The sequence below is a fragment of the Rhizobium sp. RSm-3 genome, assembly GCF_001854685.1.
GTDB classification, from domain to species: domain Bacteria; phylum Pseudomonadota; class Alphaproteobacteria; order Rhizobiales; family Rhizobiaceae; genus Rhizobium; species Rhizobium ecuadorense.
Genome location: NZ_MAWZ01000001.1, coordinates 503,572 through 518,111, shown reverse-complemented (window position 1 = coordinate 518,111; position 14,540 = coordinate 503,572). Strand labels below are relative to the sequence as shown.

12 protein-coding genes are annotated in these 14,540 nt (G+C 62.5%); 6 read left to right on the top strand and 6 right to left on the bottom strand.

Going from position 1 to position 14,540, the window contains the following annotated elements:
- Nucleotides 1-39 precede the first annotated feature (39 nt).
- Both BBJ66_RS02545 and BBJ66_RS02540 read left to right on the top strand, forming a co-directional pair.
- On the top strand, nucleotides 40-435 hold the full coding sequence (locus BBJ66_RS02545; RefSeq protein WP_071084753.1) for a VOC family protein: 396 nt from the start codon (nucleotides 40-42) through the stop codon (nucleotides 433-435).
- A 9-nt stretch (nucleotides 436-444) separates the two neighbouring features.
- On the top strand, nucleotides 445-2,898 hold the full coding sequence (locus tag BBJ66_RS02540; RefSeq protein ID WP_071084751.1) for a glycoside hydrolase family 2 protein: 2,454 nt from the start codon (nucleotides 445-447) through the stop codon (nucleotides 2,896-2,898).
- A 218-nt stretch (nucleotides 2,899-3,116) separates the two neighbouring features.
- On the opposite strand, the gene BBJ66_RS02535 is transcribed toward BBJ66_RS02540, so the two are convergent.
- Entirely contained in the window at nucleotides 3,117-3,509 is a 393-nt protein-coding gene (locus BBJ66_RS02535; RefSeq protein WP_049732234.1) for a PRC-barrel domain-containing protein, read from the bottom strand.
- Nucleotides 3,510-3,757: 248 nt separating this feature from the next.
- Here BBJ66_RS02535 and BBJ66_RS02530 point away from each other — a divergent pair, with 248 nt between their 5' ends.
- The 3 genes from BBJ66_RS02530 to otsA all read left to right on the top strand — a co-directional run bounded on the left by BBJ66_RS02530 (nucleotide 3,758) and on the right by otsA (nucleotide 9,087).
- The gene (locus BBJ66_RS02530) at nucleotides 3,758-5,458 is read left to right on the top strand and encodes a long-chain fatty acid--CoA ligase (RefSeq protein ID WP_071084749.1); all 1,701 of its coding nucleotides are present in this window, start codon (nucleotides 3,758-3,760) and stop codon (nucleotides 5,456-5,458) included.
- Between the two features lie 138 nt (nucleotides 5,459-5,596).
- The gene (pgi, locus tag BBJ66_RS02525; protein ID WP_071084746.1) at nucleotides 5,597-7,222 is read left to right on the top strand and encodes a glucose-6-phosphate isomerase; all 1,626 of its coding nucleotides are present in this window, start codon (nucleotides 5,597-5,599) and stop codon (nucleotides 7,220-7,222) included.
- A gap of 449 nt (nucleotides 7,223-7,671) precedes the next feature.
- Nucleotides 7,672-9,087, top strand: coding sequence for an alpha,alpha-trehalose-phosphate synthase (UDP-forming) (otsA, locus tag BBJ66_RS02520; RefSeq protein WP_071084744.1), 1,416 nt, complete (start codon nucleotides 7,672-7,674; stop codon nucleotides 9,085-9,087).
- Nucleotides 9,088-9,346: 259 nt separating this feature from the next.
- Here otsA and BBJ66_RS02515 read toward each other — a convergent pair whose 3' ends face one another.
- From BBJ66_RS02515 to BBJ66_RS02505, 3 genes are all read right to left on the bottom strand, one after another.
- Nucleotides 9,347-10,273 carry a carbohydrate kinase family protein gene (locus BBJ66_RS02515; protein ID WP_071084742.1) on the bottom strand — a complete coding sequence of 309 codons (927 nt, stop codon included), beginning with the start codon at nucleotides 10,271-10,273 and terminating at the stop codon, nucleotides 9,347-9,349.
- Between the two features lie 62 nt (nucleotides 10,274-10,335).
- Nucleotides 10,336-11,025, bottom strand: coding sequence for an orotate phosphoribosyltransferase (locus BBJ66_RS02510; RefSeq protein ID WP_071084740.1), 690 nt, complete (start codon nucleotides 11,023-11,025; stop codon nucleotides 10,336-10,338).
- Nucleotides 11,026-11,097: 72 nt separating this feature from the next.
- Entirely contained in the window at nucleotides 11,098-11,748 is a 651-nt protein-coding gene (locus BBJ66_RS02505; RefSeq protein ID WP_071084739.1) for a TetR/AcrR family transcriptional regulator, read from the bottom strand.
- A 100-nt stretch (nucleotides 11,749-11,848) separates the two neighbouring features.
- Here BBJ66_RS02505 and BBJ66_RS02500 point away from each other — a divergent pair, with 100 nt between their 5' ends.
- Nucleotides 11,849-12,331, top strand: coding sequence for an anthrone oxygenase family protein (locus BBJ66_RS02500; RefSeq protein ID WP_071084737.1), 483 nt, complete (start codon nucleotides 11,849-11,851; stop codon nucleotides 12,329-12,331).
- A gap of 197 nt (nucleotides 12,332-12,528) precedes the next feature.
- Here the strand turns inward: BBJ66_RS02500 and BBJ66_RS02495 are convergent, their stop codons facing one another.
- Together BBJ66_RS02495 and BBJ66_RS02490 are read right to left on the bottom strand one after the other, a co-directional pair.
- The gene (locus BBJ66_RS02495; RefSeq protein WP_071084735.1) at nucleotides 12,529-13,065 is read right to left on the bottom strand and encodes a glyoxalase superfamily protein; all 537 of its coding nucleotides are present in this window, start codon (nucleotides 13,063-13,065) and stop codon (nucleotides 12,529-12,531) included.
- Nucleotides 13,066-13,268: 203 nt separating this feature from the next.
- Entirely contained in the window at nucleotides 13,269-14,447 is a 1,179-nt protein-coding gene (locus tag BBJ66_RS02490; protein WP_071084732.1) for a GGDEF domain-containing protein, read from the bottom strand.
- Between the last annotated feature and the right edge of the window lie 93 nt (nucleotides 14,448-14,540).

Genomic DNA, 14,540 nt, shown 5'->3' with positions numbered 1-14,540 from the left:
CCGCTACCACAGCTGTGACCGAAAGAATGGGAGGCAGACTTGGCAAAGATGATCCACTCGATGATCCGCGTTCTCGACGAGGCGCGCTCGGTCGCATTCTACAGCAAGGCCTTCGGTCTTTCCGTCGCCGACCGCGTCGATTTCGAAACCTTCACGCTGATTTATCTCAGCAATGCCGAGACCGGCTTCGAACTGGAGCTGACCGTCAACAAGGGCCGGAGCGAACCCTACGATCTCGGCAATGCCTACGGCCATCTCGCCATCTCCGTCGAGGAGGTGACCGTCGAGCGTGAACGGCTGTCCAAGCTGGGGCTGAAGCCGGGTCAGCTGGTGGAACTCAACCGCGACGGCAAACTCTTCGGCCTGTTCTTCTTCGTCACCGATCCCGACGGCTACAAGATCGAAGTGCTGCAGCGCCACGGCCGGTTTCTCTAGGAATATTTGATGATCGAAAAGACCGAGCTCAATTCCGGCTGGACGCTTCACTGCAACGATACAGGAAGACCCGGCCTGCCGGATGCGATCCCCGCGACGGTGCCGGGCTGCGTGCATCTCGACCTTCTCGCCAACCGGCTGATCCCCAATCCCTATATCGACGTCAACGAGATCACCAATGACTGGATCGGCAAAACCGACTGGACCTATCGCTGCACATTCGAGGCCGCGCCGGATGAGGGCAAGGTGCAGGAACTGGTCTTCGACGGGCTCGATACGATCGCGGCGATCGCGCTGAACGGCGAAGAGATCGGCCGCGGCTTCAACATGCACCGCACCTATCGCTTCGACGTCTCGGCCCTTCTGACGACCGGTACCAACGACCTCACGGTCAGCTTCCGCTCGGCTTACGCCTATGGCGCCGAGATGGAGAAACATTACGGCTACCGGCCCAACAATTATCCGGGGCCGGGCAATCTGATGCGCAAGATGGCCTGTAATTTCGGCTGGGACTGGGGTCCGACGCTGGTGACGGCGGGGCTCTGGAAGAGGGTCAGGCTGGAAAGCTGGGATCGGGCACGGCTTGCCGAAACACGAGTCTCGGCCACGCTTGCCGGCGGCGACGGGCTGGTGAAGATCCATGCGAAGGTGGCGCGCCATGGGGACGCGAAGCCGTGCCGGCTGGTCGCGACGATCGGCGGTGTGACGACGACGGTTGCGATCGGCGCCGGAGAAGACACCATCGCCTTCGAGCTTCGCCTGCCCTCGCCAAAACTCTGGTGGCCGCATCATCTCGGCGCCCAGCCGCTCTATCCCCTGACGCTTGAGCTCGTCGACGATGCCGGCGGCGATCTGCTCGACAGCTATCAGCGGGCGCTTGGTTTCCGTTCGCTCAGGCTCGACACCTCGGCCGACGCGCATGGTTCGGCCTTCACCTTCGTCATCAACGACGTGCCGCTGTTCATCGCCGGCGCGAACTGGATTCCCGACGATTGTTTCCCTTCGCGGGTGACGGCGGGGCGCTACGCGGCACGGATCGACGAGGCGAAAGCCGCCAATATCCACATGCTGCGCGTCTGGGGCGGCGGCATCTTCGAGCGCGACGAATTCTACGAGGCCTGCGACCGCATGGGCATGCTGGTCTGGCAGGATTTCCTCTTTGCCTGCGCCGCCTATCCGGAGGAGGAGCCGCTTCGAAGCGAGGTCGAGGCTGAAGTACGCGACAATGTCGTGCGGCTGATGCCGCATGCCAGCCTGATCCTCTGGAACGGCAACAATGAGAATATCTGGGGATTCGACGAATGGGGCTGGCGGCCGGTCATCAAGGCCGATGAAAGCTGGGGGCTCGGTTATTATCTCGACCTGCTGCCGAGGCTCTGCGCCGAACTCGATCCCGACCGGCCTTATTATCCCGGCAGCCCCTATTCCGGCTCGATGGAGATCGCGCCGAATGCCGATGCGCATGGCTGCAAACATATCTGGGACGTCTGGAACGATGTCGGCTACGAGGTCTACCGCGACTATGTCCCGCGCTTCTGCTCCGAATTCGGCTGGCAGGCACCGGCCAATTGGGCGACGATCGAAGAAAGCGTGCACGACCAGCCGCTGACGCCGCAATCGAACGGCGTCTTCCATCACCAGAAGGCGACGCAAGGCAATGACAAGCTGATCCGCGGCCTCGCCGGTCATCTGCCGGAGCCGAAGACGATGGACGACTGGCACTTCGCCACCCAGCTCAATCAGGCGCGCGCCATCCGTTTCGGTATCGAGCACATGCGCTCGCATCGAAATATCTGCAAGGGCGCGGTGGTCTGGCAATTCAACGATTGCTGGCCGGTGACCTCCTGGGCGGCGCTGGATTCGGCCGGGCGCCGCAAGCCGCTCTGGTATGCGCTGAAGGCCGCCTATGATCCACGGCTGCTGACAATCCAGCCGCGTGATGGGGGGCTTGCGGCAGTGGCGGTCAACGAACGCACGCTGTTCTGGCGGGCGAAGATCAGCGGCAGACGTTTGAATCTCGACGGCTCCGTGCTGGCCGAATTCGAATTCTGGCGCCTGCTCTGCGACCGCTTCGAAGCCAAGGCGTTTCCGCTGCCCGAGGATATCGTCAGCCCCGGCTTACCGAAGGAGGAAGTCATCGTCATCGAGATGCTCGACAGGCGGGCTTTTCACTATTTCGTCGAGGATATCGAACTCGCCCTGCAGGCGCCGCGGCTGAGCATCGATGTCACAGCGATCGATGGCGGGTTTGCGGTTGCGGTGACGGCTGAGAACTTTCTCAAGGATCTCTGCCTGATGGCGGACCGGCTGGATCCGGATGCCGTGGTGGATACCATGCTGGTGACGCTGCTGCCGGGCGAGAGCCATGTATTTGCGGTGACGACGGGCAAAATGATTCGGGCTGAAGACATTGTCGTCGGTACGGTGCTGCGGTCGGCCAATGATCTTGTTGCGGGTTGCTGAAAAGCCCCTCATCCGCCTGCCGGCACCTTCTCCCCGCGCGCGGGGAGAAGGGGGATATGCCGCGACCTCTCCATTCCTCACTAACCTCGCGCAGGGCGAGTCCCCTCGCCCCGTTTACGGGGAGAGGGTTAGGGTGAGGGGCAGCGCCACCGACAACAGCACACACCAAAAGGCCCCGCATCGCACGGGGCCCTTCCAGTTCCGCCTATCGGACGACGTTACATCCAGTAGGGCGGCACGCCGTAGTAGTCATACACTCGGCGGCCATTATCGTTGTACCAGGTGTCGTCATCGTCCGCATAGCTCGGGGCGCCTTCGATCTGTTCCTTGGTCAGATCGATGCGATAGCCGTCCAGCTGGGTGTCGTAGTTCAGCTTTTCCCAGGGCAGCGGGTAGTGGTCGTGGCCGATGCCCAGGAAGCCGCCGAAGCTCAGCACGGCATAGGCGACGCGGCCGTCGAGCTTGCCGATGATCAGGCGTTCGATCGAGCCGATATGTCTGCCATCGGGCCCATAGACACGGGTGCCTTCGACGCGGTCGCTGGCGATCAGCGAATGTGTGCTCTTGGCGTTCGGGTCACGGCGGTTGGCGTCGGTATCCTGGTTCAGCATTGTGCACCTCCTTTTGGTTTTCTCGGATTGGGTATGGAAGATCAACGTCATGGCGGGTTCAAAGTTCCCATCTCCGGCGGGATGGCACGGCCAGCGAATGTTGACGTTTACGTCAAGGTTAGTATAGCTTCAATTCGGCTTGAACCATTCGAGCAATGGCATAAGCTGCCGGACTGGAAGATGGAGGGTCTTTCCGGTCGATTTGCCGACCGATCGTCGGCACGGCGGCCGCAAGGGAGAGAGACACGATGAACAGCATTTCCGTCCATCCGAACGGAGCCAAGCCCGAGAAACCCTGGCTTGCCGCCTATCCGGAGATGGTTCCGGCCGAGCTTCCGCCGCTGGAACATGCCTCGCTGGCGGAACTGCTCGAAAAATCCTGCGCCCGTTACGCCGACCGGACCGCCTTTTCCAGCATGGGCAAGGCGATGAGCTATCGCGAACTGGAGAGCCAGACCCGCAAGGTCGCCGCCTGGCTGCAAAGCACCGGCCTCGAGAAGGGTGACCGCGTCGCGGTGATGATGCCGAACGTCCTGCAGAACCCGGTCGCGACCTACGCCATCCTCAGAGCCGGCCTCGTCGTCGTCAACGTCAATCCGCTCTATACGCCGCGCGAGCTCGAACATCAGCTGCGCGATTCCGGCGCCAAGGCGATCTTCGTGCTTGAGAATTTCGCCCGTACGGTCGAGCAGGTGCTCAACAAGACCGACGTCAAGCATGTCGTCGTCACCTCGCTCGGCGAAATGCTGGGGCTGAAGGGGCTGATCGTCAATCTCGCCGTGCGCAAGGTGAAGAAACTCGTCCCCTCCTGGTCGATCCCCCAGCACAAGAGCTTCGGCCAGGTGCTGCGCGAAGGGGCGAAGAAAACCCTGCAGCCGGTCGCTCTTACCGGCGGCGACGTCGCCTTCCTGCAATATACCGGCGGCACAACAGGCGTTGCCAAGGGCGCGGTGCTGACGCATGCCAATCTGCTTGCCAACAAGCTGCAGCTGTCGCTCTGGCTGCGGTCGGCCTTCGAGCGCAAGAAACAGCCGGAGGTGCTGAATTTCCTCTGCGCCCTGCCGCTCTACCATATCTTCGCGCTGACGGTGAATTCGCTGATGGGCATGTCGCTCGGCGCCCGCAATATCCTGATCGCCAATCCGCGCGACATTCCCGGCCTCGTCAAGGAATTCGGCAAGTCCGATGTCCACATCTTCCCCGGGCTCAACACGCTGTTCAATGCGCTGATGAACAATGCCGATTTCGCCAAACTCGATTTCTCCCCGCTGATCATGTCGCTCGGCGGCGGCATGGCCGTGCAGCGCCCGGTCGCCGAACGCTGGCTGAAAATAACGGGCACGGCGGTGACCGAGGGCTACGGGCTTTCCGAGACATCGCCCGTCGCCACCGCCAACCGCTTCGATTCGCCAGAATTCACCGGCTCGATCGGCCTGCCGATGCCTTCCACCGATCTCGATATCCGCGACGAGGACGGAAAATCGCTGCCGCTCGGCGATGTCGGCGAGATCTGCATCCGCGGGCCGCAGGTGATGGCCGGCTATTGGCAGAAGCCGGAGGAGACGGCGCGGGTGATGACCGACGACGGCTATTTCCGCTCGGGCGACATGGGTTTCATGGATGCACGCGGCTATACCAAGATCGTCGACCGCAAGAAGGATATGATCCTGGTCTCCGGCTTCAACGTCTATCCGAACGAGATCGAGGAAGTCGCCGCCATGCATGCCGGCATTCTCGAAGCCGCGGCGATCGGCGTGCCGGACGGGCATTCGGGCGAGGCGGTCAAACTCTTCGTCGTCAGGAAGGATCCGAAGCTGACGGAAGCCGAGGTGAAGGCCCATTGCATCGCCAATCTCACCAATTACAAGCGCCCGCGCTTCATCGAATTCCGCACCGAGCTGCCGAAATCCCCCGTCGGTAAGATCCTGCGCAAGGACCTGCGCGGCTAATTTAACAAGCTCATGAAATTGAAGGCCATCCGCTCGCTGCGGGTGGCTTTTTTCATGTTGGAGCAATGGCTGAACTTGATTTGGGCCTGAGAAAGCGAATAGTTTCCGCAACCCTTTCCGCCTCCAAAGGAGCCTCCCATGAACGCCATCGTCGAACAGCTGAAAAGCACTGCCGCCGCCACCAAGGCGACCGATCTCCGTGCGGCCTTCGCCGCCGATTCCGAGCGCTTTTCGCGATTCTCGGTCTCGCTCGACGATCTGCTGATGGATTTTTCCAAGACGGCGGTGAACGACGACATCCTCAAGCTGCTGGTGAAGCTTGCCGAAGACGGCGGCGTCGAGAAGAAGCGCGAGGAGATGTTCTCCGGCAAGGCGATCAACTTCACCGAGGATCGCGCCGTGCTGCACACCGCCCTGCGCAACCGCTCCAACACGCCGGTTCTGGTCGACGGCAAGGACGTGATGCCCGATGTCAACGCTGTGCTCGCCGCCATGGGCAAGTTCGCCGACGAGATCCGCTCCGGCGCGCTGAAGGGCGCCACCGGCAAGGCGATCACCGATGTCGTCAATATCGGCATCGGCGGCTCGGATCTCGGCCCTGTCATGGCGACGCTGGCGCTTGCTCCCTTCCATGACGGCCCGCGGGCGCATTTCGTCTCCAATATCGACGGCGCTCATATCGCCGATATCCTCAAGCTGGTGCAGCCGGAGACGACGCTGTTCATCGTCGCCTCAAAGACCTTCACCACGGTGGAGACGATGACCAATGCGCAGACGGCGCGCAAATTCATCGCCAAGGCGCTCGGTGAAGCGGCCGTGCAGCATCACTTCGCCGCCGTCTCGACGGCGCTCGACAAGGTTTCAGCCTTCGGCATCGACAGCGCCCGCGTGTTCGGCTTCTGGGATTGGGTCGGCGGCCGCTACTCGATCTGGTCGGCCATCGGCCTGCCGCTGATGATCGCCGTGGGTCCGGAGAATTTCGGCAAGTTCCTCGATGGCGCCCATGCCGTCGACAATCACTTCCGCAAGGCGCCGATTGCAGAAAACCTGCCTGTCCTGCTCGGCCTGATCGGCTTCTACCACCGCAATGTGCTGGGTTATCCCACCCGCGCCATCCTGCCCTATGACCAGCGCCTGTCGCGTTTTCCCGCCTATCTGCAGCAGCTCGACATGGAATCGAACGGCAAGGGCGTCACCATCGACGGCACGCCGGTCGAGGGCAATTCCGGGCCGGTCGTCTGGGGCGAGCCCGGCACCAACGGCCAGCACGCCTTCTACCAGCTGATCCATCAGGGCACGAGCATCATCCCGGCCGAGTTCATGATCGCCGCCAATGCCTTCGAACCGGAGCTGCGCCACCAGCACCAGCTGCTGATCTCGAACGTTCTTGCCCAGTCGGAAGCGCTGATGAAGGGCCGCACCTTCGAAGAAGCCAAGAAGCAGCTGACCGACAAGGGCATGGACGACAGGAAGGCCGATTTCATCGCCCCGCACCGCGTCTTCCAGGGCAACCGTCCGTCGATCACCTTCGTCTACGACAAGCTGACGCCTTACGCGCTCGGCCGCCTGATCGCGCTTTACGAACATCGCGTCTTCGTCGAGGGCGTGCTCTTCCGCATCAACTCCTTCGACCAGTGGGGCGTCGAGCTCGGCAAGGAACTGGCGACGGGTCTGCTGCCTGTCGTCGAGGGCAAGGAGAGCGCGGCAGGCCATGACTCCTCGACGCAAGGGCTGGTCGCGGCGCTGTCGAAGCTGGCGAAGTAAGTACTCGAGGCTGCCGCCTCATCTTAACTCAAGAGGCCGGGCAAACGTCTATGCCCGTCCTCCGGCGCCCTATGCCCAGGAGAGGAGTCCTGCAGCGGGCTGTGACCCGCGCAGGCGATCCACAGGCCGACATCGCGACGGGCGCCAACATCATCATCACGGCGGCAAAAGTCGAACCGACATCGGTGGCGTCAGGCGCGCGGCCCCGCACAGACGCTCCCGTGCGGAAGCGGATGAAACGTTCTTCTAATGGAAAATTGTAGAAGGAATTCTTTCAATCCGCGGCGATCGCCCTAGATTCAAGCAAATTCTGTGCAACGGCTGTCTCCCAAGACATGGCCCATCAAGCCCGGGACGACGCTCCGTTCCATTATTCCCATTGGCCTATGAGCAGGCCCTCGTCCGGATCGGCGCGGAAAAGCTGAACCGCTCCAAGGCAAAGGAACCCCATGAGCCGTCTTATCGTCGTTTCCAACCGTGTTCCCGTGCCGAACAGAGATGGCGGTGCGGCTGCCGGCGGCCTCGCCGTCGCGCTGCAGGCAGCCCTGCAGGAGCGCGGCGGCATCTGGATGGGATGGTCGGGAGAGTCGAGCGGCGACAGGGAACCCGGCGCGCTGTCGCTGCAGCAGAAGGGCAATATCACCTATGCCCTGACCGACCTCACCGACACCGATGTCGAGGAATATTATCGCGGCTTTGCAAACCGCGTTCTCTGGCCGATCTGCCACTACCGCCTCGATCTCGCCGAATATGGCCGGAAGGAAATGGCCGGCTATTTCCGCGTCAACCGCTTCTTTGCGCACCGGCTGGCGCCGTTGATCGAGCCTGATGATATCATCTGGGTTCACGATTATCACCTCATTCCGCTGGCCGCCGAACTGCGCCAGATGGGGCTGAAGAACCGGATCGGCTTCTTTCTGCACATTCCCTGGCCGCCGGCCGACATTCTCGTCACCATGCCGGTCCACGAGGAGATCATGCGTGGGCTCTCGCATTACGATCTCGTCGGCTTCCAGACCGATTACGACCTCCAGAATTTCGCCGGCTATCTCAGACGGGAGGGCATTGGCGACGACCTCGGCAACGGATTGTTCGATTCGCACGGGCGGATCTTCAAGGCCGGCGCCTATCCGATCGGCATCGAGACCGCGGCCTTTGCCGAATTCGCCGAAAAGGCCGCAGAGAACGTCATGGTCCAGAAGACCCGGCGCAGCATCGAGGGTCGCGACATGATCATCGGGGTCGATCGTCTCGATTATTCGAAGGGCATCATTCAGCGGCTGGAAGCCTTCGAGCACTTCATCACCGTCAATCCGGCCTACCAGAACAAGGTGACGTTTCTGCAGGTCACGCCGAAATCGCGATCGGAAGTTCCCGAATACGAGCAGATGCAGAAGATGGTCGCCGAACAGGCCGGCCGCGTCAACGGTTCCATCGGAACGGTCGACTGGGTGCCGATCCGCTACGTCAACCGATCGATCAGCCGCAACGTACTCGCCGGGCTTTTTCGGCTGGCGACGATCGGGCTCGTCACACCATTGCGCGACGGCATGAACCTCGTCGCCAAGGAATATGTCGCCGCCCAGGATCCGGATCGCCCGGGTGTCTTGGTGCTGTCACGCTTTGCCGGCGCCGCACGAGAGCTGAAGGGCGCGCTGCTGGTCAATCCTTATGACGTCGAAGGTACCGCCAATGCGATTGCGCGAGGGCTCGCCATGTCGCTGGAGGAGCGCCGCGACCGCTGGAGCATGATGATGGAACATCTGCTCTCGCACGACGTCTCGCTCTGGTGCGAGAACTTCCTGCGGGATCTGGTGACCGCTCCGGAGGTTCAACCGGAGCATGGCTCGCGGACAATCTCCTGATCGATCGGCATCCAACGTCATCGCATGAGTCGTCGAAGGCGCGCGGGCGACCCATGTTTCCTGGACGCAAGGGCTGGTTGCGGCGCTTGGCGAAGTAAGCGTTAAATGCCCCTCACCCTAACCCTCTCCCCGTAAACGGGGCGAGGGGACGTGCCCTGCGAGGCGTCGATGGGACCGAGAGGTTGCCGCAGATCCCCTTCGCCCCGCAAGCGGGGAGAAGGTGCCGGCAGGCGGATGAGGGGCCGACGCTGGCCTAACCTTAAAGCCCGATCTCATGCGCCCAGGGCGGGTTGGCGCCGGCGCGGGAGACGGTGACGGCGGCGGCTTTGGCGCCGAGCGTCAGGGCGTTGCGCACCGCCTGTTCGTCGAGCGCGGCGACCTGCGCCTTGGTCAGCAGGCCATCCCTCTTCAAGGACGCCAGCACGCCGGCATCGAAAGTATCGCCGGCGCCGACCGTGTCGACGACCGCGACGCGCTGGCTCGGCACCGTCACCTTGCGATCCCTGGTATAGCCGGAAGCGCCTTCCGCACCCTTGGTGATGACGACGAGCTTGGCGCCCTCAGCGATCCAATGGGCGGCGAGCGCGTCGTGATCGCCCGCAAGACCGAACCAGTCGAGATCTTCGTCGGAGAATTTGACGATGTCGGATTTGGCCGCCATGCGCTTGATGCGGGCCATGTGCGCCGGCTTATCCTTGATGAAGCCGGGGCGGATGTTGGGATCGAGCGAGATGACGCGCTTTTCGGCCTCGCGGTCGAGCAGCGCTTCGTAGGTTTCGCCGCAGGGGCTCGGAATCAGGCTGATCGCGCCGAAATGCAGCGCCTCGCAATCATCGCCGAGGGTTGGCAGGTCGGCCTCGGTGATCATGCGGCCGGCCGTGCCCTCGTCGTAGAAAGCATAGGTCGCCTGGCCGTTGACCAGCTTGACGAAGGCGATCGTCGAGGGGCGCTGCGTGATGGCGCAGGGGCTGTAGTCGACATTGGCGGCCTTCAGCGTCGCAAGCAGGATTTCGCCCATCATGTCGTCGGCAATGCCGGTGAAGAAGGCGGTGGGGATGCCGAGGCGGCCGAGCGCGATCGCGGTATTGAAGATCGCGCCGCCGGCATAGGGGGCAAAGCCCTTTTCACCAAGGGTCGTGTCCCTCGGCAGCATGTCGATCAAGGCTTCGCCGCAGCACAAAATCATCATATTCCTCCCAACAGCACTGATAGGTTCATCAACCGATTAAGCGAGCTTTTGTCAACTGGCTAGAGCGAAAGCTCACTGACGCCACCGTTCCGTCCCGACCAGGCGAGCGGCGCATCGAGGAAGGCCTCGACCTCCTCAAGCGTCTTCTCGTCGAAGAGCTTCTGCGCCTTGGCGACTGCAAGCATATTGCGCCAGGTGGCGATGTGATGCAGCCTGACCTTGCCGTCGGTAAAGCGCTGCTGACCGAAGATGTCGTAGAAAAACAGCGCGATGCCGTGATCGACGATGCCGCCGGCAGCGCGGACGGCGTCGATGAACTTGAACATGCTGGTTCCGGCCGTCGTCAGGTCCTCGATGACCAGCACGCGCGACCCTTCCGGCATATTGCCTTCGATCTGGGCATTGCGGCCATGGCCCTTCGGCTGCTTGCGGACATAGATCATCGGCAGGCCGAGGCGATCGGCAAGCAGGGCGGCGAAGGGGATGCCGGCGGTCTCACCGCCGGCGATGCAGTCGAACTGCTCGAAGCCGGCATCACGCAGCAGCGTGCTGGCGGCGAAATCCATCACCGTCGAGCGGATGCGCGGGAAGGAAAGCAGCTTGCGGCAATCGATATAAACAGGGCTCGCCATGCCGGAGGCGAGTTTGTAAGGCTGGGCCGCATTGAAATGCACCGCCTTGATCTCCCAGAGCATCTTGGCCACCAGTTCGGCCATTACGGCGCGGTCGGGAAATGTCGTCTGGATCATGCGGCTCTCCTTCAGCTTTGCGTCTCCGGCAATAGCAGCAAGAGCCCATCGTTTCCAGACGCAAGGCGAGCCTTACAGCAAGAGACGGCCGATATCGGGTCCCTGCATCTTCTTGAACAGCGCAATCGCCGCATCGCCCGCTTCCGCATCCAGCGAAACGGCATAACGCACTGCGGCGGCAAGCAGTTGCATCGTCAGCCGGGCGATCGCCAGAAGCTCGCCACGGTCACGCTCCGGCCACAGGCGGGCGAGCACGGCGAGCAATGCCTGAGCATGGAATTCCATATCCTCGGCATCGACCTGCTGCAGCAGCTTGTCGGTATGGGTCGCATGCCAGATATCGCGCATGACGGGCTCGCGCCGGAAAAAGGCATAATATTCGTCGGCGATAGTGGCGAGCGCGCCGGCGAGCGCCGCTGGATCAGTCACCTCAGCCAGCTCCGCCTCGACGCAGCGCCTGCCCTCCTCGTTGAAGCGCTCGGCCAATGTCCGGATGATCGAACTCTTATCGGGGAAATATTGGTAGAGCGCGCCGAAGGAAAGACCGGCCTTTTGGACGATTTCGCTCATCTTCAAGCCGTCGCTGCCGCGGCTTTCGATCAGCTCGGAGGCGACGGCGAGGATCTTTTCGAAGCGTTCGCGGCCGCGCTGCTGGCTGGGAATGCGGCGCGGCTGGCCGGTATGTTGCTGGCGCCTGCGTGATGCGACCGGCTGATCCGACATCGTCTCTCCTTCGACGGTTGACAAGGAAAATAAGAGAGTTTATCTCATTTTGCAAATGGGAGAGTTTCTCTTGTTTTAAATCTTCGGAAGGAGCTTCGACATGCAGATCGTCCTCATCCTTTCCCTCGTCGCCGCAGCGATCGGCAGCGGCCTCGTCGCCGGCATCTTCTTCGCCTTCTCGACCTTCATCATGACCGCCTTCTCCCGCATCCCGGCGGAACAGGGCATCGCCGCGATGAATTCGATCAACGTGACAATCGTCCGCTCGCCCTTCATGGCGCTGTTCGTGCCGACGGCAATCCTCTGCATCGTCATATCAGTGCTGGCGCTGATGAACTGGCGCGGCGGCGCATCCGCGCTGATGCTGGCGGGTGCTGCGCTCTATGTCGTCGCCTCTTTCCTCTCGACCATCATCTTCAACGTGCCGATGAACGACGCGCTGGCGAAGGTCAGCGGCAGCGGGGCAGAAGCGACCGCGCTCTGGGCGACCTATCTCAGGGACTGGACGTGGTGGAACCATGTGCGGACGATCGGCTCGCTCCTTGCCTCGGTTGCCTTCGTCAGGGCGCTGATGATCCTCTGAGAAGCAAACGCCGGTGGCTGCCCCTCATCCGCCTGCCGGCACCTTCTCCCCGCTCGCGGGGCGAAGGGGGCGAGCCGCGCCCTCTCCGTCCCTCGCCAACCTCGTGCAAGACACGTCCCCTCGCCGCGTTTACGGGGAGAGGGTTAGGGTGAGGGGCAGCCACTGGCGCGAACCGTGCAATCTACAGCGCGCCCCGCCTATCCCTGCTCGCAAAAAACGATGCGGTTGCTGAAGGGGTCGATGACGGTCATTTCCAGTCCCCAGGGCGCCTCTTCCACGCCGGGCTTCATGTAGCGGTAGTCCTTGCCGGCGAGTTCGGCGTGGTAGGCCCGCACATGGGCGACGCGGACGAAGGCCTTGGCGCCGGGGCTGGCGTCGCCGGAATGTTCGCTGAGGTGCAGCGCCATGCCGTCACGCGAGACCTGGCAATAGAGCGGGGAGTTTTCCTCGAAGCGGTGCTCCCAGTCGAGATGGAAGCCGAGGAAGCCGCAATAGAATTCCATGGCCTTCTCCACCGAGAAGATGCGGAAGATCGGCATCGGCGGTTCGATGCCGATAGCGGAGCGGGAAGCACCCGCCGCATCGATCTTGGCCGAGAGGATATTCCATTGCTCGAGCCCGAACTGGCGGGCGACGATTTCGAGCGTCTCGCTGTGGGTCAGCGAAATGTCGCGGTCGGCAAGCGCCTGCCGCAAAGTCTTTGCCATGAGCTTGGCATCGCGAAAATCGCGCATAAGTCATCCTTCCGTCGGCGGCAAACAGGACGATCAGTGCCCGCGTCTGCTGACCCGTTCGCCATCGATCGCCAAACGGCAAGGGATGTGAAGGATGGTATCTGGATGCATTCACCATAACGCCAGAGTATCAAACGTCGAGCGTCGCGGGGCGGCTGGCCGCATCCGGCCAGGGGCGATATTATGAGAGGAACCGTCAGCAATCAAGACGCCGTGCGCGCCACCTCGAGCGGAACCGCCTGCAGGTGGCCGGCCAGCTCGACCCGGTTGCGGCCGCCCCGCTTGGCGGCGTAGAGCGCCTTGTCGGCAGCACTCAGCATGGCATCGAAATCCAGGCTTTCGGCGCGCCCGGGCGCCACGCCGACGCTGACCGTGCATTTCAGCACCGCGTCGTCGATCGCAATCTCGCGCGCCTCGAAATCCCTGCGGATGCGCTCGGCCGCCAGTTCCGCCCGACCGGGCATGGTCTCCTTCAAGACCAGCGCGAACTCCTCGCCGCCCAGCCGTGCGGCAATGTCCCCGGCGCGGCGATGGGCGGCAAGTTCGGCGGCGAAGACCTTGATCACGCGATCGCCCGCCGCATGGCCGAAGCGGTCGTTGACGGATTTGAAGTGGTCGATATCGAAGACGATGACGGCTGTGGTCGAACCCATCGGGCGCGTGCCGTATTGGTCGAACAGGGCGCGGCGGTTGAGCAGCCCGGTCAGCGGATCGGTGATCGCCTCGAGCCGATGGCGGGCGGCAAGCCGCCACTGATGCAGCGCCAGCGACAGCGCGCCGATCCCGGTCATGCCGGCGATGCAGACGGCAAGGCTCAAATCCTCGGCCCAGTTGCTCGGCGCCTTGCCGAGCACCAGCTTGCCGTCGGAGATCAGCACGGCGGCGCAGAGCACGAAGGAGATCGCCGTCAGCGTATAAAGCGCCGAGATGCCGAGGATCGGCGCCGGCGCTTCAGCACGGGCGAGCCAATATTGCCGGGCGGTGGCAAAGAGAAGCAGGGCAATGGCGAGATTGTCAGCGATGAAGGCCAGGCCGTCATAGCCCGATACCAGCGGCACGATCGAGAAGACCATCGCCGCCAGGGCGCGGATCGCAATGCCCGGCAAGGACAGGCGGCCGGTCAGAAACTGCCGGCCGGCACCCCAGATGGTGGCAAAACCGGCATGGAACAGCACGAAATTGGCAATGCCGAAGCCTATCACCGGCCTGTCCACATAGGCGCTGTAGACAAAAATGCCGCTGACGACGAAGACCAGGCCGACGGTGGCGGTGAGCAGCACGGTTTCGGCCCGGCGGACAAGCCAGCCGCCCATCAAGGTCACGGCAAGGCACGCCGTCGACACGCCGAGCGCCAGCAGGAGGGAGTTATAGTCAAGCATCATGCTTTTCAGTCTCCGCGACCGCGGCCACGCCGGATAATATTGGCAACCTATGCGATCGGAAGTGAGGAATGTCTTACGCATTCCGTTAAAAAA